Below are 25,993 nucleotides of genomic sequence, written 5' to 3'. Positions count from 1 at the left end.
CCCGGTTTTTGTCAGAAGACGTTTTTATTTGAAGACCTAGAGCAGGAAACCCCGCCATGAAAGTCCGTGCCAGTGTGAAACGCATTTGCGACAAGTGCAAAGTCGTCCGCCGCCGTGGCGTGGTTCGGGTCGTCTGCAGCAACCCCCGTCACAAACAACGACAAGGCTAACCGCTTGCGGCTTAGCCGTTCATAAACCGTACAAGTTGCGACTTTGATTTTTTGGAGTTCCCCAGATGCCACGTTTGCTTGGTGTTGATATCCCCGCCGACCGCCCCACGGTTGTGTCCCTGACCTACCTCTATGGTGTTGGTGAGAAGACAGCCCGTGAGCTCTGCCACAAAGCAGGGGTCAATCCTCAGGCTCGTGCCCGTGAGTTGCACGAAGACGAGGTCGCTCGCATCGCGGCTCTGCTCGACAAAGATTACACCGTCGAGGGTCAACTCCGCCGTCAAGTCAGCCAAAACATTTCCCGCCTGCGAGACATCGCAAGCTATCGAGGTTTGCGACATCGTCGCGGCCTGCCCGTTCGCGGCCAACGCACAAAGACCAACGCTCGCACACGCAAAGGCCCCAAGAAGACCGTTGCCGGTAAGAAGGGCGTGAAAGATCTCCGCTAATAGCCAGCGGTTGCCAACAATGTCTAGTTGCCGAGCTTGTTCGGCGTTTTGAAATCAAAAGTAGTAGAAACTTATGGCCAAGCAGAAAACCAAATCAAAAGCCAAAAAGGCACGCCGCAACGTGACTGTGGGCGTGGCTCACATTGTTGCTACGTTCAACAACACTACCGTGACAATCACCGATACCAAGGGCGACACGCTTTGCTGGGCGAGCGCCGGTACAAGTGGCTTTAAGGGAAGTCGCAAGAGCACACCGTTCGCCGGTCAGATGGCTGCTCAACAGGCGGCTGAAAAAGCACGGAAGTTTGGCGTCAAGGATGTTGAGGTCCGTGTGAAGGGCCCCGGCAGCGGTCGCGAAAGTGCGATCACCGCCCTCGAAGCGGCCGGCCTAAAGGTCAAGTCGATTGAGGACGTCACGCCGCTTCCCCACAACGGCTGCCGCCCCCGCAAAAAGCGACGCGTATAGCGTATAGAGAAGACATGTCATTCCGACGGGAGGCTAGCCGACCGAGGAATCTGGATAGCATTAAAGTTGGCATAAAGAAACGAAGAAGCTGAAACTATGGCAAGATACACCGGACCTGTTTGTCGCCTTTGCCGTCGCGACGGAATGAAGCTCTTTCTCAAGGGCACGCGTTGCGATACGCCGAAGTGCGCGATCGAACGCCGCGAGCAACCACCAGGACAGCAAAACTACCGTCGTGGTAAGCAGACCGACTACGGTATCCATCTGCGTGAAAAGCAGAAGGTGAAGCATTACTACGGCGTGCTGGAACGCCAGTTCCGCAAGTACTTCACGCAGGCGGAACGTGCTAAAGGGAACACGGGCGACGTCTTGATGAGCTTGCTAGAACGTCGCTTAGACAACGTCGTTCATCGTCTCGGTTTCGGCCTCAGCCGTAGCCAAGCACGGCAGATGATCAACCACGGTCACGTTACGGTCAACGGTGTCCGCACCGACGTCGCAAGCTTCCAGGTTCGCGTGGGCGATATCATCCGCGTGAAGAACCGTGCAAAGAGCCTCGATTTGGCTCGTGGTCATATCGAAGAAGGGGGCGTTGACGTTCCTGACTTCCTATCCGTAACGACTGAAGGCGTCCCCGAGGGCATCATCGGTCGCCTGCCTGCTGCTGAGGATGTTTCGATCCCCATCGAAACCCAACTAATCGTTGAGCTCTGCTCAAGATAAGTTTCGGTTCCAACAGTCGACGAGCCTTCCTCGAAACGATAGCCACTCAATAGAAACACCAGTGACTAGCCATCAATTGCTAGCCACTAACTCCCCGGAGACCCTCCAAATGCATATTCGCTGGCGTGGACTTGAGCTTCCTAGTCAAGTAGTTTGCGACGCTGAGTCGCTCACTGCCAACTATGGCAAATTCTATGCGGAACCGTTCGAGCGTGGCTTCGGTACCACGATCGGTAACGGCTTGCGTCGCATTCTGCTTTCGAGCCTCGAAGGTAGTGCCGTCACGCAGATCAAAGTTCACAACGCGCAGCACGAATTCACCACGATTGAGGGCGTCCTGCAGGATGTCACGGACATTGTGCTGAATATTAAATCATTGGTGGTCAAGAACCATAGTGATTCAACAAAGGTTCTTCGCGTTGAACGCAACACCGCGGGCGACGTCACCGCCGCGGATATCGAGACGGATGAGTCCGTTGAGATCATCAACAAAGACTTGGTGATTGCCACCCTCACCGACGATGTTCCTTTCGTTGTGGAAATGGTCGTCGAAAATGGTCGCGGCTATGTCTCTTCGGGCGAGCATGGTGAAGGGGGCCAAGAGATCGGCATTATCCCTATCGATGCCGTGTTTAGTCCCGTCACTCGCGTCCGCTACGACGTTGAAGAAACACGCGTTGGCCAAAAGACCAACTACGACAAGCTCACCTTGGAGATCTTCACCGATGGTTCGCTCAGCCCTGAAATGGCACTGGTCGAAGCCTCGAAGATTCTTCGCAAGCACTTGGCTCCGTTTGTTCAGTACACGGAGCTCGGCTCGCAAGTTCACTCCGCACCACGCTCTGGCCCAGGTGGCGGTGGCGATGCGGCTCTCGATGCCAAGCTCAACATGACGCTTGCTGACTTGAACCTCTCTGTGCGAGCAAGCAATTGCCTCGAAAGTGAAAACATCCTTACGGTCCGCGACTTAGTTGCATTGACCGAAGATCAACTGCTTGAAGTACGTAACTTCGGCGAAACCACCTTGACCGAAGTGCAGCAAAAAATGCGTGAGCTAAACTTGCACCTTGGCATGAGAGTCCCCGCCGCATCAAGCATGTAGCAACAGCAACACCGTGCCGCTTCGCTTGCGAAGTGCTGAAAGAAGTATTCAGGAAACCCAACCATGCGTCATCGTCGTAAAGGCCGCAAGCTCGGTCGCAATCCTAAGCATCAACGCGCTTTGCTGCGTAGCCTTGCTTCCGCGCTCTTCCTCACCGAACGTGATGTCGAGGACATTCGCTACATCAAGCTAGAAAGCGAGCCTACGGTTAAGGGACGTATTGTCACCACGATCAGCAAGGCCAAGGAAGTTCGCCCACTGGTCGAGAAGTGCATCACGATCGCTCGTCGTGGACTCGCTGCTGCTGAAGAAGCACGCCAATTCGGAACCGACGCAGAGCAGGGGAGCGATCAGTACAAGGCTTGGCGATCCAGCGACAAGTGGTCGCAATGGAACGCCGCGATGGCACCCGCCGTCGCCGCCCGTCGGCGATGCCTCCAACTGCTCGGAGACAAGAACGCCGTCTCAGTTCTCTTCGAAGAAGTCGCTGGTCGATTCATGGAACGTCCAGGCGGATACACTCGCATCGTCCGCTTAGCGAATCCCCGCCTCGGAGATAATGCAACCCGCGCGATTCTCGAGTTCGTTGGCGTTCGAGACCGTGTCGTTCAAAAGAGCGAAAAGCCCGCCTTCGACGACGCGCCCGCTGAGGAAGAGTCACCAGCGGATGAAGAGGTAGCCGAAGAAGAATCTGCGGAAGAGGCAGAATCCACATCAGAGGAGGCTGCCGAGGAGACAAACGAGAGCGAAGAAGCTGCTGCGGACGAGGAAGAGTCGAAAGAGTAGCAGACATACTTCTCGCGACCTGAGAAGCCATCAGGAGGTCGCAGAGTTAGCAGAGCATCGTAATGCTTTGTTTCCTCTGCGGCCTCCTGTTGTTTGAATATGAGCGACTTCGGAAGGTTAGGATTTCTAAAGCTACGCCGAAGGCGTTACATAACATAGCCCAGGGTTGGTCAACAGCGAGCCCCGGCGAGCTTTGACCTACCCTGGGTACGCAATTGAACGTAGGTAGGCGACCGAGCAAGAAGGCTTGACTACCGGCGGCGCTCAACCGAGGTCGCAACACGCCGAGGCTAACCATTTTCGTTTCGACCTCGGTAAAGCTTATCGGCATCCATGACTTGTTGCTCGGTCGATGTTTGTTGTCGGATTTGACCTAGGGTACGGTCACACTCGCTGGGGCTCGTGATGATCGAACCCTAGGCTATGGGATGTAACGCCTTCGGCGTATGATAAGAGAAGTGGTTCGACGGGCGTGCTTGAAATGACGCTCCTTTGATTCGCGAAATGTACCCAAGGAGGGGCGCACTTTGTTTTCAGACCCTGGCCAAAGCTTCAACTTCTCCGCTGCCATCGAGAAGGTCTGCCGCGATATGATCGCACGGCTGCCGGAGTTCTCGCACATCGATTTCGATCGCGTTGCTGTTAGTCTCGTCCAAGCTCGCAGGGATGTTTCCCACGGGATCTACGCGTCGCTAACGCCGTTGCGTTTCGAAGGTGGTGCTCGCGAGAAGCGTACGCGGGGTCGACGTTATTTGGTTCAATCCGTTTGCGATCGCCAAGGGCGAGAGTATCTCTATATCCTGAGCATCTATCTGCCGCGGTTTTTGAATACTTCTCTCGAAGAAAAACTGGCCACTCTGCTGCACGAACTGTGGCACATCGGGCCGAATTTCGACGGCGACCTGCGCCGCTTCCCGGGGCGCAACTATGCGCATGGCAATTCACAACGAGAGTACGACGCTCAAATGGAACGCTTCGCCCAGCAATGGCTCGCGGCCGATCCACCGGCCCACCTCTACGATTTTCTTGAGTTCGACTTCAATGAGCTGACTGCCGAGCATGGCCGCATCGTCGGCACACGCTGGCCCGCACCGAAGCTGATTCCTGCGTGAAAGAGAACGTCGCACTGTGAGGAACGCCGTGAAGCACGAAGACAGCCGCGCTTCTAACAGCTCGCCGGACAAGCGGTGGAAAGTCGGCAAGCAAATTGCAGGCAAGCTGTTGGCTTGCCGGCTGCCTTTTCAAACGTTGCTAGCACCCGCTGCCGCCATTGCCGTCGAAGCACTGAAATCCTATTCTCCGCAACGCTCGCGCTACCCTGTGTTTCAAGGAAGCCCTAAAAGAAGCTGATGGCTGATCGCTGACAGCTGCAAAACTCCTCCATGCCCGTTCGGTTTCATCCAGCACTGTTGCTCTACCATGGCCTCTGTATCGCCCTGGCCTGTGCCTTGGTCGGTTGCCATACAATGCTTGCTCCTTCGGATGAAGCATTCGAGTCGCTCCTTAGGCCGATCGAGTCCGCACCCGAAAGTGTGACGTTGGAAGTCTTCCACGTGCGAATTCCCGTCGAGATGGAAGCCGAAGTCCGCGAGCTTTGGCAGCGTGTCGACGAACAGCAAATCGACAACCAAACGCGTAGCCGCTTGACCGCCAATGGCCTCCGCGCCGGGACCGTCGGCGCGCCGCTTCCTGTTCAGCTGACGGAGCTCCTCGAACTCGTCGACCAGCCAACCTCGGACGACACGGCCATGACCGGCGAGAAGGTGATCACCACCCTGACCGCCCAGCCGCGTATCACCCGCCGGGTCGAGCAGCTCTCCCTTCGTGAACAGATGCCGATCACCGCCAGCGAAGTCCGTGAAAAGCTGCAGGTGATCATCAACGATGACAGTGGGCTGAGCGGCAACGAGTATCGCGAGGTGGAAGCCGTCTATTCGCTGAAAGCTACACCCCAGACCGGCCAACGCGTTCGCCTGAGCGTCACCCCCGAGTTGCACCACGGCCAGCTTCGCAACCGACGCATCGGTTCTGACAAAGGCATCTTCCTAATGACCGCCTCCCGCGAACGCGAGACTTTCTCTCGCCTACGCATCGCGGCAGAAATCTCCGCCGGCGAAATCCTGATCCTCGGCGGCCTCGAAGACGCCGGCAGCAGTCTCGGCAACGCCTTCCACGTCGCCGAAACCTCGGGAACGCCACAGAGCAAACTGATCCTCGTCAGGCTACTCCAGGTGCCGCCGAGCGAGATTCTAGCGGAGCGGTAGCCTTCGTGTCATTCCGACCGAGCCCCAGCGACCGAGGAATCTGGATTGTACTCTCGTTTTGTCAACGAATCTCACGAATTCCACGAATGAATTCGATGCGAACAAAATTCGTGCGATTCGTGAGATTCGTTGACAGGAAGTGATACTCGTACACAGCCATTCGCGCGAGTATAATTGCAGAGATCTCCAGTTCTTCCACGTGAGGACCTCCAATGCCCGTCGACCTACCCTTGGATAGCATGTCCGTCGCCGACAAACTCGCGACCATTGAAACGATCTGGGCTAGCCTCTGCCAGAAACCAAGCGATGTCGAGTCACCTGCATGGCACGAAGAAGTGCTGAAAGAGCGGAAACGCCGCCTTGAATCCGGTGAGGCGACACTAAGCCCTTGGCAAGAAGTCAAGCAACGTCTGCAGAAGTTGGGTCAATGATTGTCGAAGTCTCCTCCGATGCAGAAGACGATCTTGTTGCTGGTTACTGGTTTTATGAAGCACAGGAACCGGGCCTGGGGAGCTACTTTCGCGATTGCCTGATCGCTGACATCGAAGTCACTCACACTCTATGGCGGAATTCATGAGATTGCTTACGGTTATCACCGTGTACTATCGCGCCGTTTTCCCTACGCCATCTATTACGAAGTTCACGCAGAGCTAGTCGTGGTGATGGCCGTACTGGATGCTCGACGCGATCCTGAGTGGACATGGCGACGGCTGTCGTGACAAGTAGAGCAGTGCTTCCAGCCTGAAACGTGAAAGTCTAGTCGAATTTACTTTGGTTGGATGAAGCTGCGTAGACTATGCAAAAAATATGAAGAATGAGGCCAGGGATGATAAGAAGCAGGTAGCCTATACACACGCAGACAAGCCAGACGAATCCCTCCCCAATTTTTCCACGATACATCTGACCAGCGCCAGGAATTACAAGGCTCAAGACCGCCGCAACTCCTGGATTAGGTGCCTGTGGGTCCAAGGGCTTCGTTGCGTTGCTATCCATGCGCTGTTGATCGCGTAGAATTGGATCGAGGAATTCGCCGCAATGTTTACACTTTTTCGCTGCTGTAAGAATATCTTCTCCGCAGTTTGGGCAAGTTCTTTTCTGGGCTACGCCGTGTTGATCAGAACGTAGAGGTTCCGTATCCACTCGGGGTGAAACCCTCGGCGGCGCTGCTGAGGAGACCTTCGAATGCGTTGTACTCTGAACTTCTTGAGCAGCGGGTATAGCTAATTCTGTCTTGCAGGCGGGGCAAGCAACCGACTTCCCAAAGAATTTCGATGGTATCGATAATGACTTCTTGCAACCGGGGCACTTGGCTTGGATTGGCATTTTAATTTCCAGATAAGTGTTCGATATCGCCCGCGGAAATTCGTCTTCCCAAGTAGTTCATTCGGGAACTCCGTCGTTGAAGTATCCTAACAATTCTACTTCAACCGAACGAGACTGCCACAACCGTTCTTCTGATTCGGAGCCTGCGTTCTAGGGATAAATTCGAGTTGATCGTCGGCCACGAGAGTAGTCATGACTCCTAAGAAGCCTCTCTAGCAGCCATTCCCGCCCCCTCACCACAGCCCCTAAGATTTGGTAAACTGTGACCGTAGGCGAAAACATATCGAGCGACGCTCAGCTACGGCGGTCGCTCTCCGATAAAAAAAGCTAATAGCTAACGACTAATCACTAACAGCTAAAAAAGAGGACCCAACCATGCCCCTAGTCCCCATGCGTATCCTGCTCGACCATGCCGCCGAGAACGATTACGGCTTGGCCGCTTTCAACGTGAACAACATGGAGCAAATCCAGGCGATCATGGAAGCCGCCGAGGAGACCAATTCGCCGGTCATCATTCAGGCGTCGCGTGGTGCTCGTTCCTATTCGCAAGATGCTTACCTGCGTCACCTGATGCTGGCCGCGGCTGAGCTTTATCCGAAGATTCCGATCGCCATGCACCAGGATCATGGCAATAGCCCGGAGACTTGTCAGAGCGCCATCGACAACGGGTTCACCAGCGTGATGATGGACGGCTCGCTCAAGGAAGATGGCAAGACGCCTGCCGATTTCGATTACAACGTCGAAGTGACTAAGAAGGTTGTCGAGTCCGCCCACTCACAAGGGGTTTCGGTCGAAGGCGAACTCGGTTGTCTTGGCTCACTGGAAAGTGGCGAGGGTGAAGCCGAAGATGGTCACGGCGCTGTCGGTAAGCTTTCGCATGATCAGCTTCTGACCGACCCGGATGAAGCGGAACGCTTTGTTGCGGAGACCGGCGTTGACGCACTCGCCGTTGCGATCGGCACCAGCCACGGTGCTTATAAGTTTACCACCAAGCCGACTGGCGACGTGTTGGCGATGGATCGTATTGAAGAGATCCACAAGCGTCTGCCCAACTGCCATCTCGTCATGCATGGCAGCAGCAGCGTGCCTCAGGACTTGCAGGACATCATCAACCAGTACGGCGGCCAGATCAAACCGACGTTCGGCGTGCCCGTCGAGGAAATCCAAAAGGGCATCAAGCACGGCGTCCGCAAGGTGAATGTCGACACGGACAACCGTCTCGCGATGACCGGTGCGGTTCGTAAGGCGTTGTTCGAAGACCCCACGAAGTTCGACCCTCGCGACTGGATGAAGCCCGCTCGTGCCGCAATGAAGGAAGTCTGCGTCGCCCGCATGACCGCCTTTGGCCAAGCTGGAAATGCGGACAAGATCGAGCCAGTTTCGATCGACAAGTTCAGCAGCTTCTACGCCGCGGTCTAGGTTTTTAGAAGACATGACGCCGCTCGCCGCTTAGCCGTCACCGAGTTGGAGACGGCTAAGCGAAAAGTCGAAACCACTAGCCGGCGAGTTACGTCTCGCCGGTTTTTCATGCGCGAGGAACAAGTTCATGCTCCGCCGCGAAATCACGATCGAAGGCAGGCCTCACTGGCAACTCATTCCCCAAATCGAGCACGCTCGCCTCAGTGGTGAACTCGCCGAGGCCTACCAACCGCTTGCGGTTTCGCCGCTACGAGACTCTCTCCTCAAAGCAGTCCATCACCATGACGACGGCTGGCGCGAGTGGGACGAAGCTCCCGAGCTCGACGAGCAAGGCAGGCCGCTCACGTTTTCGGAAGTCGACCGAGCGACCTCGCTTGCAATCTGGGAACGCTCAATCAGCCGCACACTGACTCGCGATTTTACCGCCGCGTATTTCGTTGCAGAGCATTTCAAGCAGTTGCTGTTGCGGGACGAGAATGCTCAGGCGGACCCCGAGTGTCGTCGATGGCTAGAAGAAATGGCAGACACACAGATGCTCGCCGCTTCTGAGATCGGCAAGGCGGAACTGGATCGCTATCAAGAGGTGGTCCCTGGGTTCGACGCGCTCAGCCTTTGGATGTGTGAAGCGATCATGCGCGACGAGCCAAGCTTCGAACTCACTTGCGGCAACGGCAAAGCAATCACCTTCACGCGTCAAGCCAGGTGGCAATTCACGGCCAAACCATGGCCCTTCGAGGGGCCTCAACTCAATGGCAGTCTGGAAGCCAAGTTGGTCCCTGTTGCCCGTTATAAGAACACCAGCGAACTTCTCCCTGCTGCCACTGTTGAGCAGATCGAATGGCAGATGAATAAGTAATCAAGTAAGACTGCGGATGAACACCGATGACACAGATAGCATCAAGCGATATCCGTGAAATCCGTGTTCATCCGTGGCCAAAGTAATCTCGGACGCGAACTAAAGCCCCGCCCCCAGCGTGGAATCACTCGCATCGTCGCTTAAAGTTGTCGTTCTGATATCGCGATCCAGCACGGATTCGTTCTTATCGATCAGGGCGATCACTTTCTGTCCAGGCTTGGGGCTCGCTTCGTTCTCGTCGGTTTCGACGATCAAACGTTTGCCCTCAACGCGGAACAGCGGCAACACGTTCTGCCCGTGCTCGGCGAGGAAATCCGCGTAAGTAAAATCCTCACTCAGCATCGTTTTCTTAATCTTCGCCCCGGCTTCAAAGCGATCTTCCAATTCTCCAAACGTGGTGGGCTTATCAAAAAGGATTCGCCCGCGGCGATATGCCGTTACTGACTCGGTCTTCTCGCTGCCCGCCTCAGGGGAGGCCAGTTGGTAGACTTCGACCCTCCCGAAACGCTCCGTGAAGCCCTGCACGGCAAGGGTGTTGACCTCATTATTGGGTGTCATCGCCAACAGCCGACCGATGCCACCCAGGTCGATCTCTTCTTGGACGAACTCGCTACCGATACTCGCCCGTGTGACCGACAAGCCCTTCATGCGTGCGGAAGAATTGTTCTTGTGGTTGGTATCGACGAGCAACACGGGGAACCCTTCTTCCTGGATCGCCAGGGCAATCTCACGCGCGGCGCGCGAAGCACCAGCGAAGAGAACCCCCTGTGGGTTCTCGCCCGAAAGGCCCAACCACCGTGCTAGCGGCGCGAGCGTCAGCCCGTAAATGGTCACCGAGGCCATGATCACCAGAAACGTGACCAGCTCAAACCGTTCCGCTTCCGCCAGGAGCGTGGCGTCAGGATGGTTTTCTTTTAGATTGAGGGTGATGCGCAATGCGAGCAGCGAACTCACCGCGGCGGCAACGATTCCGCGGGGATGAATCCAGGCGAGGAAGGCTCTCTCATTCCAACTGAGGCTACTTCCCACCGTCGAGCAGAAGACGGCAATCGGTCGGATCACGACGATGATCAACAGGACTAGCCCAACACTTCCCCAGCCAAGCTCGGCAATCTTTTCCCGGGAGAATTCCAAACGCGATGCCAGCACGATAAACAACATCGAGATCAGCAGCACGCGCAGATTCTCTTTGAACTCGACAACATGCCGCAGTTCGACTTTGCGCTGGTTCGCCAGGATCACGCCCATGAGTGTGACGGTAACGAGGCCCGACTCGTGCTGCAGTTGATTCGAAGCAGCAAACAGTAGCATCACAAATGCCAGGATCAACGGGTTCTGTAGAAAGTCTGGGACGAGGTATTGCCGCAGAACCGACAGCAGGAACCAGGCCCCGAGAGCTGCTAATCCGAGCCCCCAAACGATCGTCAAACCGAGATTGACGAACATGTCCCCTGTCGAAAACTCACCTCGCTCGGCTTGCCCCAGGACAACCTCAAAGACGAGCGCCGCCAGGACCGCACCGATCGGGTCGTTCACAATCCCTTCCCACTTCGCCAGCGAACCGATCCGTCGGACCGGCTGCACGTGCCGCAACAGCGGCAACACCACCGTTGGTCCACTGACGGTGAGCAGTGCTCCCAGCAGTAGCGAGGTGGGGATCGAAAAATCGCCCACGTAATGCGCCGCCGCCGCTGTGGCCAGCCAAGTGATCACCAGGCCCACAGAAACCAACCGGGCAACCACCCCCTTCGTGTCATGGATCTCGCGGAAGTTGAGGCTCAGTCCGCCTTCAAACAGAATCACGCCGACCGCCAGCGAAACCAGGGCGAAAAACAGTTTCTGGTTGGCACCCAACTCTTCGGCAGGCAGAAACCGTCCCAGTGCAACGCCGAACACCAGTAGCAGCACAATCGCCGGAAGGCGAAGTCGCCAGGCGACCCATTGGGCGACAATTCCAAGTGCTAACACGCTAGCAACCTGGACGGCGGGAGTGAACTCGAGCGAGAAGGCGAGGGCCGGATGAAGCATGATGAAAGCTATTGAGGAGTGTCGAAATGTTTCATGAATCTCGCCGAGAGTTCTTTTGTATGACTGGCAATATAGCCTGACCAGCGGACCAGAGAACGATCAAAAAATGGGCAATTTAAGCGAAACTCCAGTTCCCAACCGGAGTTAGATTAACCAGGCAGCAACCCACGGGCCTCTCTTTGAGGCCTTTTCTACCTCGAAGTAAATGAAGTGAGAAAACCATGAAACAACTTACCTACCTCAGCTTATCCGCCGTCGCATGGCTCCTCTTAATCGGTGTAGCGGCAAATGACGTGGTTGCAGGCGAAGACAATGACGACTCACCTGCGGCCTCGGAAGTCGACAACGAAAAGCCGAAGCGTCGGGCTCGTCCCGATCAAGCGGATCGTCCAGACAGGAAAGAAATACGAGCCCGTATGCTCGAAGAATTCGACGAGGATGGCGATGGCGAGCTGACCGGCGAAGAGCGTTCCAAGGCACGCGAAGCGATGCGGGAAAGAATGCAGGAGAGAATGCGTGGCGGAGGAAAAGGTCGCGGTAACTTCAATCCGGGCGACCGCATCGAACGAGGAGTTCGTCCCCAACGACCTGGCGAACGCCGCGGACCTCCACCAGAAGATCGCGATCGCGCTGATGGCCCACGACGTCGCGGTGGCGAGCAAGCGGGACCTGCCGGAGGTCGCCGTGGTGACGGAAATCGTCGCGGAGGGCCCGATCCGATGCGAGCCTTCGACCACTTCGATGAGGATGGCGATGGCATGCTCAGCCGCGAAGAGTTCGGCCGCCTCGCCGAGCGGATGCAACAGATGCAGCAGATGCGTGGGCAAGCCCAAGGGGGGCGTGACGAGTTCCGTGGCCCTCCGCGTGGTCCCCGGTTCGGAGATCGCGGGGACTTCCCTGGACCACCTCGGGGAGAGGATCGGGGTGAATTCCGCGGCCCGCCACGAGACGGCGAGCGAGGTCCTCGTCGCGAGGGCCGTCGTGGGCGTCCGCGCCCCGAGAGCAATTCCCAGGACGTAGACATCGACAAGACGACCTAGCGGCTGAGCAAGGAAACGCCGACCGAACCGCCCCCACCGCTTGCGACTCGGCTTCGCCTGTATGCCCCAGCGAGCCGAGTTGCAGGCGATTTTGCGTTCCGATTGTGACGGTTGAAACTGCTCTGCGACTGAGACCCTCGCCGAGGCCACTTCCCTGAGCGGAAAAGTTTGCCCCTCTCCGACGGCCCATTTATACTGCTAGAGCAGGGCTATTTGCCTCGTCCGCTCACTATTGGAAGCAGTTCATGGACCGCCATCGTATTCAGTCTCTCTCGCTCAAGTTCTGGGCGATCGTCGCACTCGTTGCTGCGTTCGGCGATCACTCGTTCGCTCAGGACGATTCCTTTGGCAGCGTCCCCAAGTTTGCACCAGGCATCCTGACGACCATTCCGCCGAAGGTCGAACGCGCGGACGCCGTTTCCATCCATGATCTGTTGTCCCTTCGAGCAGACGAATCGTTGCAGTGGGATCCGGCTTCGACGGCTGTGAGCCGGACGCTCTACGAAATGGCTGCCGACGTGCCCTTCGTCCACGACGTTTGGTGCCTGGAGCTTACCTTCAAGCCACTACGGATGCTTGCCGTGGATGTGCCGACCCGCGAAGGCGGCGTCGAACGAAAACTGATTTGGTACATGGTTTACCGCGTCCGCAACACGGGTGCCGGTCTGATCCCCAAAGTGCAAGAGGATGGCGAGTTCGTCACAGAAAGCCAAGGCACCGAAGACGTTCGTTTCCTGCCGAGCTTTATCCTCAGCACGCAAGATCGTGATCAGGCGACCGGCCAGCGTATTCGCAAGGCGTACCTTGATCGCGTGATTCCCGCTGCGTTGGAGCCAATCCGACGCCGCGAGTTTTCGACCGGTCGACTGCTCACTAGCGCCCAGATGGCACAGCAGAAGCTTCCCATCGAGGAGGGCCGCGACGCCCGCGGTTTGTGGGGAGTTGCCATGTGGGAAGATGTTGACCCGACCACCGATTACTTCAGCGTCTACGTTCGGGGACTCTCGAACGCATACCGTTGGGACGATCCCGAGGGCGCCTTCAAAGCGGGCGACGCGCCCGCCACCGGTCGCGAGTTTACGCACAAGCTGCTGCAGTTGAACTTCTGGCGACCCGGCGATGAGTACGAGGAAGACGAAGGCGAAATCCGCTTCGGCACGCCCCCCGGCAAAGCCAATCTTTACGACGGTGCCAACGAAGGCGTCAACTACCGCTGGATTTATCGGTAACTTTCTGCCGTCCAAGAGCCGTCAGGTTGCACTCCTACACGCGTCTACCTGCGAGCCAACGCTTCGCGGCTCACGGCTCATCCCCCAGCCATCGCCAGAATCACGGCGACGATCCCCACCAGCCCCAGCGCTGCAGCCCACCAAGGCCAACCTTCCAGGGCAGGGTTGGGAAACGTCACGTACTCGCCACACACCGCACAGCGTTGCGAGTCTTCATAGACCTCAGTGCCACAAGTCGGGCAAGGCCGCGTGGCGGTGGCGTCCTCGTCGAGATCGTCCTCTTCGTCGGGGTCGGGGTATTCCCAGTCTTCCAGCGGGCGGTGGATCATTGGCCCTCCAACCGCGAACGCCACTTCGAAGGATCGGTTGATCCATGTAGTACTGCCAACACAAGGACAATATCCTTTCTGGCAGCAAAGAAGATGAGGTAAGGAAATCGCTGGACTTTTGCGAAGCGGATCGGGACGACATCCAGTGGATAGATCTCTGGGCTACTCGATAAATGATTTAGAGTTCGATCGACCGAACGGCGAAAGTTGTTGGCGAGCTCAAGCGAAATGGGCTCGTAGTAGTCGAGTGCATTTGAGAGATCAGCGGGGATCTCGCGATGAAAGATCAGCCTATGAGCCACGTCGTTGATCTACCTGTTCCCAAACTTGCTCACGAGTAAGTCCCTCTTCCTCTTCCCGTCCTTCCAGCTCCGCAAGTCTGGCGGTAGCGATTTCACGGTGCCATTGTTCTGCTGAAAGTTGCTCTTTCGATTCTGCAATGCTATCCCACAGTTCGTGAACGATCTCAAGACGCTCAGCGACAGGTAGCTGGGTGAGTTGGCCTAGTGCTGGGTGCATCGCATCGTTTCCGTCGAGAAGGTGTCGGTAAATGACATGGTCTAGCTAATACTGTCATTACTATTATAGTACTAAGCGATAAGTAGTCTTGTGCAGCTAATCTGGTAGCCCGAAACGCTTGTTTTCCAGCACTTGCCCACCCCCGCCAACCCTGCTAAAATTTGGGGCTCGAAAGAATTTTCCCTCACGGGCAGTAAGTTTCCAAACTAAGAGACAAGACAGCAGTTTTAACTGCGAGGTGAATTCAGATGGCACATAAAAAGGGACAAGGCTCGAGCCGTAACGGTCGCGATTCCAACGCACAACGCCGTGGCGTAAAGAAGTTTGGTGGCGAGCATGTCATGCCCGGCAACATTCTCATTCGCCAGCTCGGTAACAAGGTGCATCCTGGTAAGGGTGTCGGGCAAGGTAACGACTACACCCTGTTCGCCCTGGTTGAAGGCCACGTAAAGTTCGACCGCAAGGGCCGCCGCATTAGCGTCCTTGCCGCAGACCAAGTCGCAGGCGTGGTCGTTAAATCGTAGCCGCTTGCGGCTTAGCCGTTCCAGCTCAACCATACGTAATCCAAGGGATGCGCCGCGTGCGGTGGCATCCCTTTTTCTTTGAGGGATGAGAGGCCAGAGACGAGAGGCGAGTACTTCGCTTCCGAAGCGTCTTCAAGTTCTCGCCCCTCGCCCCTAACCCCTCGCCTCTCGAATGTTCATAGACCGAGTCACTGTCGATGTCGAAGCGGGCCGTGGGGGTGATGGCTGCCTGAGCTTTCGTCGTGAGAAGTTCGTCCCTCGTGGCGGCCCTGACGGAGGTGATGGAGGCAACGGTGGGAGTGTGATCGTTGTTGCGCAAGCCGGGGTCGACAGTCTTTCTGAGCTCATCCATCGCAAGCATTGGCGTGCCAAGAGCGGCACACCTGGGCAGGGCTCGAATCGTCACGGTGCGAATGCTGACGACCTGATCATCCGCGTGCCTCCCGGCACGGTTGTCATTGATGAGAAAGGCGACTTCGTTCTCAAGGATTTGGCCGCCGACGAAGAGCAAGTTGTTGCTGCACGCGGTGGCAAAGGGGGCAAGGGGAATACCCGGTTCAAGTCGTCCACCAATCAAGCACCACGCGAGTTCACGCGTGGCGGCGAGGGAGAATCGCGTCGGCTAACCTTCGAGCTGAAGGTGATTGCCGACGTCGGATTGCTAGGCAAGCCCAACGCCGGTAAAAGCACGCTGCTCAGCCGCGTTTCCAGGGCCCGGCCAGAGATCGCCGACTACCCGTTTACGACCAAGATTCCCAACCTCGGTATCGTGCAGATCGACATGGATCGCACCTTGGTCATGGCGGACATTCCCGGCCTGATCGAAGGTGCCGCCGAGGGGGCAGGGCTGGGCCATGAGTTCCTCCGTCACGTTGAGCGAACACGTGTGTTGGTTCACCTAGTGGAACCGGCTCCTGTGGATGGTACCGACCCTATAGAGAACTATCAGGCGATTCGCAAAGAGGTCGAAAGCTACGATGTCGATCTGGCCAGCCGCCCAGAGATCGTTGCTGTCAGCAAGTGTGAACTCCCCGAGGCAGAGGAAGTTCAGGCCAAGCTGGCTCAAGCAATCAGCAAGGAAGTGCTGAAATTCTCAGCCGTGACAGGCGAAGGGCTCAATGAGCTGATGAATCGAACCTACGCCGTTCTCGCTGAGTCACCGGATTGAATTTTGGCGGAAGAGCTAACGACCTGTCGAACTGAACACTGAGAACTGAACACTGAACACTCTTTTGGCCATCGATGTCGGCAGCTCGCGCATCAAGCTCGGTTTGTTTCGCAACGCTACGGGCTGCACGGACAAGCCCCAGACACTGTTACCGATAGCCGCGCCGCCCCTGGCACAGCCTGAGGAGTTCATCGCGGTGCCTCATCGCGACCGCCCGGTCAAAGTTTGGCTGAGCGAAGTTCGCACGACCTTCGAGAAATTTGGCATCGATCAGAGTGAGTGCGAGGAACTTGCATGTGCGGTTGGTTCGGTCCATCCGCCAACGCTTGGGGATCTGCAGCTTGGCTTGAAACGTGCAGGCGTTGGACCTTTACAGGCTTTGACGTTCGACGATCTTCCCTTGGCGATTGACGTTGAATTTCCGGAGAAGGTCGGCATCGATCGACTCTTGAATGCCGTCGCGGTTAATCGCCTGCGGCCAGCGCACGAATCGGCGATCGTCGTTGATGTGGGCACTGCCATCAAAGTGGATGCGGTCGATGCCGAGGGAAACTTCCGCGGCGGGGCGATTCTTCCGGGCATTCGACTAGCGAGCCAGTCCCTCCATGCCGGGACCGCATCGCTTCCTGAAGTGTCGCTGGAGATTGACGGTTCGGCACCGCCCTCGGTTGGTAGGAATACCAGCGCCGCGATTTCTGCCGGGCTCTTTTGGGGGGCGGTTGGTGCCATCAAAGAGCTTGTTTTGAAGGCCGGCGAATGGTTGCAAGACGAAGGTTGCGGCCATGCGAGCAAGGTCTATCTCACCGGTGGCGACTCTCGCCACTTGAGAGAATACCTCGAACTCGACGGCTTCGATCTTCGACTAGAGCCGGCGCTAACGCTCTCTGGGATTTGGGCGGCGATCAACAAAGCGAGCGAATCTTGAGCGAGAGCCTAGAGAACTTGGCAAGCGTCCTGACGCCGCCAGGGCGCGGCGCCGTAGCCGTGGTGATTGCTTGTGGCGAGCAGGCAATGGTAGCGATTGACGCCCGCTTCGCGGCGGCCAATGGTCGACGAATCCGCGAACAGGAAATTAACCGAATCGTCTTTGGCCACTGGCGAGACGCCAACAATCACCGCGAAGAAGCGATCGTCTGTCGAACCTCACAGGCAGAGATCGAAGTCCATTGCCACGGCGGCCCCGCAGCAGTCGAACGCATCATCGGTCACTTCGCAGAAGCGGATTGCGAAACTATTCCCTGGCAGCAATGGCTCGAAAGACAAACCCCCGACAAAATCACCGCCGAAGCCAAAATCGCCCTCGTCGAAGCAACCACCCTAAAAACTTCGGCCGTGCTGCTTCAGCAGCACGGGGGAGCCTTAAGAAACGAGATCCAACGAATCCAACAATTGATCGATTCCGGCGAGGGATCTGAAGCCCTCGAACGCGTCAACCACCTCATCGCACGCATCCCGTTCGGCTTGCACCTCACCAAGCCCTGGCGTGTTGTGATTGCCGGGCGACCTAACGTCGGCAAGAGTAGCCTTATCAATGCATTGGTGGGATACCAACGGGCAATCGTTTATGACCAGCCCGGCACAACCCGCGACGTGGTTTCTTCAGTTACTGCGTTGGAAGGTTGGCCTGTCGCCCTGTTCGACGTGGCCGGATTGAGAGAAACCGGCGAGCCGCTCGAGGCGGCAGGGATCGCGCTGGCTCGCGAAACGATTGCCGCTGCTGACTTGGTGCTGTGGGTTGAAGAAGTGGACAGTGCGATGTCGGTAGGAGACAGTGAATTCGAGCAGACTGTTGCTAGCGAAGTCAATCAGCTTGTGGGGCAACCTCTTGCTGGTTCACCTTTAGTGGTACTCAATAAGTGTGACAAGCTCGGCGAATCGACTCAGGCCTGGAGGCCCGAGCTACTAGTCTCCGCACTGACCGGCGAAGGAATTCCGGAGCTCATCGAAGAAATCATCGAGCGCCTGATTCCGTTCGCGCCAGAAGCGAACGAGCCTATTCCTTTCACCCAGCGACAATCAACCGGGCTGACGCGCTTGGCAGAAGAACTCGAATCGAACCAGCTCGAAGCAGCAGTGAGACTCTGTGATGAGTTGCTTGGCCATGAGCTATCAGCCAAGAGCCAATAGCCCTAATCAGCAAATCTCCAAACTCTTGACCGTCCCCGCCGTTTGGGCGGCAGCTTGGCAGCGTTGAGCCGTTTCTAGCAACGCCGTTGGGGGAAAGTTCTTTGGCACGAGAGCAACCGTTGCGACGCCAGCGCTCACGGTACAAGGCGGAAGTTTTCCGGAAGAGGCCAAGCGTTGGAGTACGGTGCGAAGTCGATTGTTCGCTTCGTGAGCGAGCTGGATGGCTTCACGACGATCGCAATCTGGCAGGACAACCGCACGGGTTGCCGGCTGTACCGCTCCAAAATCACGACCCTCGTGATCGATCTGCTCACAGACCGCATCAAAGACTTGGTCGAGAACGCTCTTTGTCTTGGCCGTCAGACTCGGTGAGGCCTCTACCGCGATGTGAATAACACTTAAGGGTTGGCGTGCTGCGCGACATTGTCCGACGGCAAGCGTGAGTCTGTCCTCAAACCGTCGCCCGGTCACCTCCGGATGATCAGCACATGGGGGATTCGCAGTTTGCTTTCTACGCTCGGCGGACGCTTGCTCCTCAGATTGTTCGGAGTCATTTTCGTTAGCAACGCTCTCGGTCGCCGTGGCTACCGCGGACTGCAGCAACGCGGTTTTGCTGGCGAGCTCCGCCTTACCTAGTTCGTCGCAAGCGTTGAATGGGCCATGTTCCTTCGAGGACTCTTCAGCAACCCTGCCGAGTCGTTCATGAGCTTCAGCCACGATCTCCAAATAGTTCTCTTGGTCCGCCAATCCCACAGACAGCACATCGGCGAGTTGTTCAACATGCTCCTGCAGCGTAGCGACGAATCCGTTGAGTTGGTCGCGATTCAAACCAGCGTAAGCATCTGCCGCTTCGAGCAACTCCGGTAAGACTTTGATTCGACGTTGGGAAACCAACTGAGCGAGCAAGTCGCCCAAGTGAACCGATTGCCGCAAGCGATGAGCATCGTCGGTGCCGCGGGCAAGTACGGCAACGATTCGCGGTTGGCGAATTGCCTCGGCTAATTCCTGAGGAAGCCGCCACTGGCTCAAGAGTGCGGCTGTCAGGTCACGATGATCGAAACCTAGAGCTACTCTTTCAATATCACTCAGGTCGCCTTGCTCGGCGATCACGCGTCGAATGAACTCCGCATAAGTTATTTTGAGTTCACCCAGCAAAGCGAGGATGCCAATTCCTTGCATCAGTCCGGCAAGAAAAGCATCGTTACCGTTCTTCTGAAAGACTTGTTCGCTGATTTCCCGAGCAGCTACCGCACGTGCTAAAGTCGTCCGCCAATACCATTGCAGCTCCTCCGCAGCAACATTGGCGAATAAGTTCTCTGGCAGTGAGAAGCCCAGTACGAGCAGTTTCAGCGGCTTCACGCCCAAAAGTGCAACCGCTTGGTTGAGATCGCTCACGCCCCTCGACAGACCAAACATCGAGCTGTTGACTACCCGCAGCACTTTGGCTGTGAGAGCCGGATCGCGCTCGATGCACTCCTTGAGCGCCTGGGCATCCACCTTAGGGCTTTCAGTCAGTCGCAAGACTTCCGAGGCGACTGCCGGAAGCGTGTAAAGCGCAGAACTTCGCTGGACAAGCGCTGCAAGCTGGGGATTCGTTTGTTTCGTAGCAGTGGCAGCAGACATGTCGTTGGATACAGCCGCGGTGCTACGCACCGCCGGAGAGAGTATCGAATCAGGGGACGTCGAATCAGGAAACGAAGGGCTATAGAAACATAGCTCACGCAGCGGGAAGAACTCGGCCCTACTGCTAGCACAAGCCCTACAATCGCATCACCAATCGCATGTCCTCTAGCCCGCGAGCTACGCCTCGCACGGAGACTTTGAGATTTCCGCGCGAGGCGTAGCTCGCGGGCTAGGGCATTTCGATTCCTCTAGGTTGCCAGAGGTTGCAGCGATAGAATTTGCGAACCATGACGTTTCGACTCGTATTATTTCTCGGCTTGCTCATCCCACTCGTGTCTCACGCGGGCGAACGTATCGAGCAGGCGACTTACCAACAGTCTGCCCTGCCGGAAGAAGTAGTCCACGCCAAAAGCGAACGCGCCTACCATATGGTCCGCACGCGCGGAGCGAATGCCGCTTCGGTGGCGCTGCTCCTTCAGCTCTGTCGAGATCTGCCAGATAAGAACTCAGCGAAGTTGTTCGAGCGGCTCGCTAGAGAATGGCACACCGCGGGTGAGATCGACTTGGCGGGTGAATGTCGACGGACTCTCCTGCAGAAGTTCCCTTCGTCGCCCGAGGCCAAGGCCGCGTTTCTCGACCTCATTCAAACGTACTCCAGCGGCGAAGTTGCCCATGCGCATCGGCTAACGTCAGCCATGAAGACTTCTGCAGAGCAAGGGCCCGCCAATCGGCAGATGCTTACCTATGCCGGTATGTTTTCGACTCAGCAACTCAAAGCGAACAAGGCCCTGCAAACGCCCGACCTCGATTGGCACCGCGGCACGATTCAGCGACTCTTGGGGAAAGAGAAAGCAGCGATCGGATTGCACACCCCGTTGAAACGACGACCGCCGGGCGATTCCTATCGCAAGCGGGTCGACTTCGAAGAGTGGGTGACAGGCGACCGCGAATCGGAAGCACCAATCCCAACCATCGCTTGCGTCTACTCCGCTCAGCGGCCTCATCTTGACGGTGTTCTCGATGATCCGATTTGGAACGGCAAGGTAAACGAAAGCCCGACAGCTAAGCCGCAAGCAGTGGCATTACGTTTCGCTTACGATTCGGAATATCTTTACTTTACCGCGAAGGTGGAACGCAAAGCAAGCATTGCTTTCGTGCCGGACGAGCGTCCGCGATCTCGCGATACGGATCTTTCGAATTTTGATCGGGTCCGTTTTCTCTTGGATGTTGATCGCGATTACGCTACCGCCTATGAAATGACGATCGACCATCGCGGCTGGACCTCCGACGCATGCTGGGGTGACGCGACGTGGAACCCTGAATGGTTCGTCGCCGCCCATTCCTCCGAAACGCATTGGCAAGTCGAAGTGGCCGTCGCGTGGAGCTCACTTGTTGACTCCCCGCCCACGGCGAGTGATGCCTGGGCAGTTCGTTGCGAGCGGTTGCTGCCGGAGCAAGTGGTACCGGCTAAGCCGCAAGCGGCTGATTATTCAGTGCTGCTGTTCGAGTAACCCCCGTAGCCCTACCGCTCCGCGGTAGGAAAAGCAGCGCTCCAACACACGCTCGATACCGGAGCGGCAGGAGAAGGCCGTTCCTAGAGACCGCAATTCCTCTCGCGGAGCGAGAGGGCTACATTATCGGCTTGACTAGTAGTTCTAATTCGATAGAATTAGCGGATCGAGCAGGTCGTTGATCCATGCCTCGACTCTCTCCTTTCTACTCTCGACCGACGAACTCCCCATGCCTCGACCTCCTGCCAATCAACCAACCGACGGCGAGCTGGAAATCCTTCGCGTGCTCTGGTCCGACGGTGCGACTTCGTTAAGTGATCTTTGCGAACAACTCCGTCGCGAGCGCGAAGTCGCCACCACAACCGTGGCGACCATGCTCCGCGTGATGCTCGATAAGGGGCTCGTCAAACGAACCGGCCAAGGTCGCGGGGCCACCTGGTCGGCTGCCACGACCCAGAAGAAGACGGCCCGCGGAATGGTCCGCAAACTGGTCGAAGGCGTGTTCGATGGCTCGACCGACCGCTTGGCAGCACACTTGGTCGAGGGCGGGCAACTCTCGAAGAAACAGCTCCAAGAGCTACGCGAATTGATTGATCAAAAGACAAAGAAGTGAAAGCCAAACCAAAAGTCCTCTTCCCCTAAGGCTCTGTCGTATGAACGCGTTACTCAATACGCACGGATGGCATATCGCTGGCTGGACCATGTTGCATTTTCTCTGGATCGGCACAGCGATCGCATTGCTGGGGATGCTGATGCATTACTTCGCAGGCCGACAGCGGCAAGGTTTGCGTTACATGACGGCCCTTGTCACGCTTGTCGTCTTCGCCGTTGCTCCGGTAGGAATTGCCTGGCACTTGTCGAATCATTTACCGCCGAAGAGCGAAGTTACAAACGTCGAACCACAACCATCAGCTCCATTACCGCCAGCCGCTGTGCTTCCTCTAACAATCGAGGATGAACAGCCCGACGAACCTCTCGTGATCGACTTGGCCGAAATGCCACTTGAGGAAACCCACCTCGACCGTATCGACACCGAACTAGGCAACCTCCCCACAATAACGCACAGCCAGCCGGCTTTCCCAACCGACCAACAACCAGCGCCCAGCGCCTCGCGCGCTACAACCACACTTCTCGCCCCGCGCCTCTCATCGCTCGCTTCTCACTTGCCCTGGGTTTGGTTGGTCGGCGCACCGTTGACATTCGCTTTGCTCACAACCGGAATTGTAGGCTCCGAAAAGCTCCGCCGGACTACACAGTCTGCCAGTGATCAGATCAAAGAGATCGCTGATCGCTTGGCCGCGACGCTTCCGATTTCGCGAAATGTCGCCGTCGCGGTGAGTGATCGCATCGCACAACCGATCCTCATCGGCATCGTTCGCCCCATGATTCTCTTGCCTTCGTCAGCGCTCACGGGCTGGACTCCTGAAGAACTAGAAATGGTCCTGCTGCATGAACTGTCGCACGTGCGCCGCTGGGACAACTTGGTGAATCTCGCTCAAAGGCTCATTGAGTCGCTGCTATTCTTTCATCCGTGCGTTTGGTGGATTAGCCGTCAGGTACGAATCGATCGCGAAGAGTGCGTCGACGCCGCGGTCGTCGGACGGACGGCGAAACCGCAAGCGTATGCGGAGCTTCTTGTGAACTTCGCTGCCGCGCGCAACCAGTTACCACGAAACCTCGCCGCCAGCGCGATGGCCCGTCACCCGCTGGCTGGCCGCATTCGCAGAATCCTGAATTTGGAGGACGAACCGATGCTCGTCAAACGTTCCACCGCAACGCTTGCCGGTTTCGCCGTGCTGGTGGTGCTGAGCCTCTTGATCTGGCAACCGGCACCGGAAAGCATTGCCCAGGAAACGAAGCAAGAAGAAGTTGTCGAAGTGAAGGATTCAACCACGGAGGAAGCCTCGGAGCTGAGTCATGAAGGTGAAGCGGTCGTAGAAGAGAGCAGCACCCTGGGTGAGACCGCAGGTTCGGAAACGAACTCTGTAGAGGAAATCGTCAAAAGCATTGGCTCTAGCAATGACGAAATTACGATTCGAATCGTTGCTCCTCGAAACACGCCGACGCAGGAAATCAATCAGCTCATTGATCACCATAAGATTCCGAACGCAAAGATTCAGATCTCGATTGATGACTCGGCAAGAGTACCCTGGGTAGAGTTCTTAAACGCTTCTCAGACTTCCGTGGACGAAAAGTCCCTATTCCCAACCCTCGAGGAACAACGCGCCGCGGACCTTGTTTACAAGCTGCTGAATATCGAAGTTGAGAAGCTCAGTGACGAAGAACTCAAGCGGGTGAAGGCAAAGAAGTTTGCCGGCGGGTTGAAAATCACTGATGGACAATTCCCCGGGAGCATGGGGAGAGGCATGCGTCCTTTGCAATCAGGCGACCTGCTTGTTGGCCTCCATGTCTGGCCGACGACTTCGCTGGCAGACATCGAAACCATCTTCCAGCGCGACGACCTCGATGAGCTTTCCCCGCTGAAGTTCTACGTCATCCGCCAAGAAATGCGTCCGACAGAAGCGGAGCAAAAACGCCAACAGGAGCGGGCCCGCAAGCGTCGCGGTGGCGGCGAGTTCGGTGGCGGTGGCTACGGAGGCGAGTATGGCGGCGGCTACGGGGGAGAATTCGGCGGCGAGTACGGCGGTGGCGAGTTTGGAGCGTCCCGCGAGCCGGAATTAGAAGCGGTTGACGTGCTGATCACGGGGCGAATCGAGCCAGACCTCGAAGCGTGGCGCACGATCCAGCAGCGTCGGAAAGCGAAGGGGACGCAGCAAGAGAAAGGAGCACAGCAGCTTGGGGACTCAGCCTCTCGATCCTCATTGGACGACCTTCGTAGGGAGAATGAGAGCAAGAAAGTGAAAGCTGACCTCGCCAAGTTGCAAATCGACTTGAAGAAACGCCAAGAACAGCTTCGTAATGCAAAATCAAGTGTCGATGTCAACGAGCTCCAAGCCACCATTGCCAACCTCAAGTCGATGCTGGCGACCAAAGAAGTGGAGCTAAAGGCGCTAGAAGCCACACGCAAACAAACCGCAAAGCAACTACAGCAACGCGTAGAAGCCGAGGAACGTAACAAAGCAATAAAAGCACAGCGGGAAGAAGTGCTCATTCAGCTCGGATATTCAAAGCCACAACAAGTGTCTTCCCCCACGAAGACATTACGCCAAGCCGAGACAGAACTCGCCGTGATCCTGGAAACTTGGCGGACGTTACAAGCTGCCATCAAGCGAGGTGACCTCAAGGGTGAGCCAGCAAAAGAGGAACGAAAACTTCGCGTGCAAATCGAAGCCAAAGAGAAGGAAATCGAGTTGCTAAAAGCCAAGCTTGGCAAGAGCGAACCGCGACAATCGCCACGCAAGTATCTCTACGCTGGCAAATCTTTCGAGCATTGGCGTGACCTCTTCAAGTACGAACTAAGCACCGAGCGGCGCCTCGAAGCGATCAAAGCACTGGCGGCGTTTGGGCGATCAGGGAAGCAGACGGAAGCGGCTGAGGCGATCATGGAGGTGATGGCCGAATACGATTTCAATCACGTGGCGAATTCCGAAGGCAAGCTACTTTATGAAGCGAGAAGTTCGTTATTGCGGATGCCAGACAGCGTTTGGCTACCACTGCTGAAGCAGCGTTTTCAAGAAGAGCCCAGAAACTGGAGTTGGGTCGTCGTGGCTGCCGCGTCGGAACGCTTGAAAAAAGAAAACCGAAAAGCCCTCGATGAAGAGCTTTTGCGAATTGCTTCGAATCCAGAGTACCCACACAACTATGAAGCAGCCAATCATTATCTCCAACGTTACCCAACGATGAAACACGAGCCGACCGCGAAGCTGGTTGAGCAAACGTTACGAGAGTTTCAGGAGAATCCCAACGAGCAACTCCTCTGGTTACTTGCTTCCGTACAAGGGAGTGGACCGAAGTGGGTTGAGCTCACAAGGGACGAGAACCAACGTGTCCGACTCGTGGCTCGTACCGGGTTGCGAGATTTGAAAGATGCGGTCGCTGCCAAAGAGGTTTATGAGCAGATGATTCACGAGTTAAAGCAACCAGACGACGAGAAGCAGAAGATCTCAGCGATACGCAACTTGGCGGCACTTCAAGGGAAAGCGCGTGGGGCTAGCGACTATCTCTTGCTGCTTCTTGATTCCGAGCAAAGTCAGCAGTCGCACGTGGCCACAGCTTATGCCCTCCAGCAAATTACTAACAATAGGGAAAAAGCAACGCAGACTCTCTACACAGTACTTGCCACGGAAGAAGGCGAACGCCTCAATGCTTACAAAATCCGTGAACTTCTTGAGCAAGAACGCAAAATCATTTTCGGAGAGTGAAACTCCGCGACTCTG

25 protein-coding genes and 1 pseudogene are annotated in these 25,993 nt (G+C 56.5%); 21 read left to right on the top strand and 5 right to left on the bottom strand.

All coding sequences use genetic code 11. The features are described 5' to 3' along the window. Positions 1-56: 56 nt before the first annotated feature. The 12 genes and pseudogenes from rpmJ to RIB44_16525 all read left to right on the top strand — a co-directional run bounded on the left by rpmJ (position 57) and on the right by RIB44_16525 (position 9,558). Positions 57-170 (top strand): 50S ribosomal protein L36, encoded by a 114-nt coding sequence (gene rpmJ, locus RIB44_16580; GenBank protein MEQ8618193.1) that lies wholly within the window; start codon positions 57-59, stop codon positions 168-170. Positions 171-235: 65 nt separating this feature from the next. Continuing rightward, complete coding sequence (gene rpsM / locus RIB44_16575; GenBank protein ID MEQ8618192.1) at positions 236-619, top strand: 30S ribosomal protein S13; 384 nt, start codon at positions 236-238, stop codon at positions 617-619. Positions 620-692: 73 nt separating this feature from the next. Next, positions 693-1,085 (top strand): 30S ribosomal protein S11, encoded by a 393-nt coding sequence (rpsK, locus tag RIB44_16570; GenBank protein MEQ8618191.1) that lies wholly within the window; start codon positions 693-695, stop codon positions 1,083-1,085. Positions 1,086-1,181: 96 nt separating this feature from the next. Continuing rightward, a complete protein-coding gene (gene rpsD / locus RIB44_16565) occupies positions 1,182-1,808 on the top strand; it encodes a 30S ribosomal protein S4 (protein MEQ8618190.1) in 627 nt (208 codons plus the stop codon). A gap of 109 nt (positions 1,809-1,917) precedes the next feature. Beyond that, the gene (locus RIB44_16560) at positions 1,918-2,910 is read left to right on the top strand and encodes a DNA-directed RNA polymerase subunit alpha (protein MEQ8618189.1); all 993 of its coding nucleotides are present in this window, start codon (positions 1,918-1,920) and stop codon (positions 2,908-2,910) included. A gap of 63 nt (positions 2,911-2,973) precedes the next feature. Beyond that, positions 2,974-3,606 (top strand): annotated as a pseudogene (locus RIB44_16555) (L17 family ribosomal protein). Positions 3,607-4,223: 617 nt separating this feature from the next. Continuing rightward, positions 4,224-4,808, top strand: coding sequence for a putative metallopeptidase (locus RIB44_16550; protein ID MEQ8618188.1), 585 nt, complete (start codon positions 4,224-4,226; stop codon positions 4,806-4,808). 270 nt (positions 4,809-5,078) lie between these two features. After that, on the top strand, positions 5,079-5,960 hold the full coding sequence (locus tag RIB44_16545; protein MEQ8618187.1) for a hypothetical protein: 882 nt from the start codon (positions 5,079-5,081) through the stop codon (positions 5,958-5,960). Between the two features lie 212 nt (positions 5,961-6,172). Beyond that, on the top strand, positions 6,173-6,391 hold the full coding sequence (locus RIB44_16540; protein ID MEQ8618186.1) for an addiction module protein: 219 nt from the start codon (positions 6,173-6,175) through the stop codon (positions 6,389-6,391). Then, positions 6,388-6,537, top strand: coding sequence for a hypothetical protein (locus RIB44_16535; GenBank protein MEQ8618185.1), 150 nt, complete (start codon positions 6,388-6,390; stop codon positions 6,535-6,537). The genes RIB44_16540 and RIB44_16535 overlap by 4 nt, the downstream gene beginning before the upstream one ends. 1,121 nt (positions 6,538-7,658) lie before the next feature. Further along, positions 7,659-8,702, top strand: a complete 1,044-nt coding sequence (gene fba / locus RIB44_16530; GenBank protein MEQ8618184.1) for a class II fructose-bisphosphate aldolase — start codon at positions 7,659-7,661, stop codon at positions 8,700-8,702. Positions 8,703-8,829: 127 nt separating this feature from the next. Beyond that, the gene (locus RIB44_16525; protein ID MEQ8618183.1) at positions 8,830-9,558 is read left to right on the top strand and encodes a DUF3891 family protein; all 729 of its coding nucleotides are present in this window, start codon (positions 8,830-8,832) and stop codon (positions 9,556-9,558) included. Positions 9,559-9,657: 99 nt separating this feature from the next. Here RIB44_16525 and RIB44_16520 read toward each other — a convergent pair whose 3' ends face one another. Continuing rightward, positions 9,658-11,586, bottom strand: a complete 1,929-nt coding sequence (locus RIB44_16520) for a sodium:proton antiporter (protein MEQ8618182.1) — start codon at positions 11,584-11,586, stop codon at positions 9,658-9,660. 221 nt (positions 11,587-11,807) lie between these two features. On the opposite strand from RIB44_16520, the gene RIB44_16515 reads away from it, so the two are divergent. Beyond that, positions 11,808-12,626 carry a hypothetical protein gene (locus RIB44_16515; protein ID MEQ8618181.1) on the top strand — a complete coding sequence of 273 codons (819 nt, stop codon included), beginning with the start codon at positions 11,808-11,810 and terminating at the stop codon, positions 12,624-12,626. A 245-nt stretch (positions 12,627-12,871) separates the two neighbouring features. After that, complete coding sequence (locus tag RIB44_16510; GenBank protein MEQ8618180.1) at positions 12,872-13,855, top strand: hypothetical protein; 984 nt, start codon at positions 12,872-12,874, stop codon at positions 13,853-13,855. A gap of 77 nt (positions 13,856-13,932) precedes the next feature. Here RIB44_16510 and RIB44_16505 read toward each other — a convergent pair whose 3' ends face one another. The 3 genes from RIB44_16505 to RIB44_16495 are packed head-to-tail and all read right to left on the bottom strand — an operon-like array spanning position 13,933 to position 14,703. Continuing rightward, the gene (locus RIB44_16505) at positions 13,933-14,184 is read right to left on the bottom strand and encodes a hypothetical protein (GenBank protein ID MEQ8618179.1); all 252 of its coding nucleotides are present in this window, start codon (positions 14,182-14,184) and stop codon (positions 13,933-13,935) included. Then, positions 14,181-14,486, bottom strand: coding sequence for a type II toxin-antitoxin system RelE/ParE family toxin (locus tag RIB44_16500; protein ID MEQ8618178.1), 306 nt, complete (start codon positions 14,484-14,486; stop codon positions 14,181-14,183). The genes RIB44_16505 and RIB44_16500 overlap by 4 nt, the downstream gene beginning before the upstream one ends. Next, positions 14,476-14,703 (bottom strand): addiction module protein, encoded by a 228-nt coding sequence (locus RIB44_16495; GenBank protein ID MEQ8618177.1) that lies wholly within the window; start codon positions 14,701-14,703, stop codon positions 14,476-14,478. Before RIB44_16495 ends, RIB44_16500 begins: the two co-directional genes overlap by 11 nt. A gap of 248 nt (positions 14,704-14,951) precedes the next feature. On the opposite strand from RIB44_16495, the gene rpmA reads away from it, so the two are divergent. The 4 genes from rpmA to RIB44_16475 all read left to right on the top strand — a co-directional run bounded on the left by rpmA (position 14,952) and on the right by RIB44_16475 (position 18,522). Beyond that, positions 14,952-15,227, top strand: coding sequence for a 50S ribosomal protein L27 (rpmA, locus tag RIB44_16490; protein MEQ8618176.1), 276 nt, complete (start codon positions 14,952-14,954; stop codon positions 15,225-15,227). Between the two features lie 172 nt (positions 15,228-15,399). Further along, positions 15,400-16,395 carry a GTPase ObgE gene (gene obgE / locus RIB44_16485; GenBank protein MEQ8618175.1) on the top strand — a complete coding sequence of 332 codons (996 nt, stop codon included), beginning with the start codon at positions 15,400-15,402 and terminating at the stop codon, positions 16,393-16,395. 64 nt (positions 16,396-16,459) lie between these two features. Beyond that, positions 16,460-17,320, top strand: coding sequence for a type III pantothenate kinase (locus RIB44_16480; GenBank protein ID MEQ8618174.1), 861 nt, complete (start codon positions 16,460-16,462; stop codon positions 17,318-17,320). Continuing rightward, positions 17,317-18,522 carry a GTPase gene (locus tag RIB44_16475; GenBank protein MEQ8618173.1) on the top strand — a complete coding sequence of 402 codons (1,206 nt, stop codon included), beginning with the start codon at positions 17,317-17,319 and terminating at the stop codon, positions 18,520-18,522. Before RIB44_16480 ends, RIB44_16475 begins: the two co-directional genes overlap by 4 nt. Before the next feature lie 6 nt (positions 18,523-18,528). Here RIB44_16475 and RIB44_16470 read toward each other — a convergent pair whose 3' ends face one another. After that, a complete protein-coding gene (locus RIB44_16470) occupies positions 18,529-20,145 on the bottom strand; it encodes an HDOD domain-containing protein (GenBank protein MEQ8618172.1) in 1,617 nt (538 codons plus the stop codon). Positions 20,146-20,432: 287 nt separating this feature from the next. On the opposite strand from RIB44_16470, the gene RIB44_16465 reads away from it, so the two are divergent. The 3 genes from RIB44_16465 (at position 20,433) to RIB44_16455 (ending at position 25,978) form a co-directional block, all read left to right on the top strand. Further along, positions 20,433-21,656 (top strand): hypothetical protein, encoded by a 1,224-nt coding sequence (locus RIB44_16465; GenBank protein MEQ8618171.1) that lies wholly within the window; start codon positions 20,433-20,435, stop codon positions 21,654-21,656. A 229-nt stretch (positions 21,657-21,885) separates the two neighbouring features. Further along, positions 21,886-22,269 (top strand): BlaI/MecI/CopY family transcriptional regulator, encoded by a 384-nt coding sequence (locus tag RIB44_16460; GenBank protein ID MEQ8618170.1) that lies wholly within the window; start codon positions 21,886-21,888, stop codon positions 22,267-22,269. A gap of 40 nt (positions 22,270-22,309) precedes the next feature. After that, entirely contained in the window at positions 22,310-25,978 is a 3,669-nt protein-coding gene (locus tag RIB44_16455) for a M56 family metallopeptidase (protein ID MEQ8618169.1), read from the top strand. The last annotated feature ends 15 nt before the right edge of the window (positions 25,979-25,993 follow it).

Source organism: Lacipirellulaceae bacterium (assembly GCA_040218535.1).
Classification (GTDB): Bacteria; Planctomycetota; Planctomycetia; order Pirellulales; family Lacipirellulaceae; genus Adhaeretor.
The sequence above is the reverse complement of the archived record's forward strand: the minus strand, read 5'-3'. Positions and strand labels throughout refer to the sequence as shown.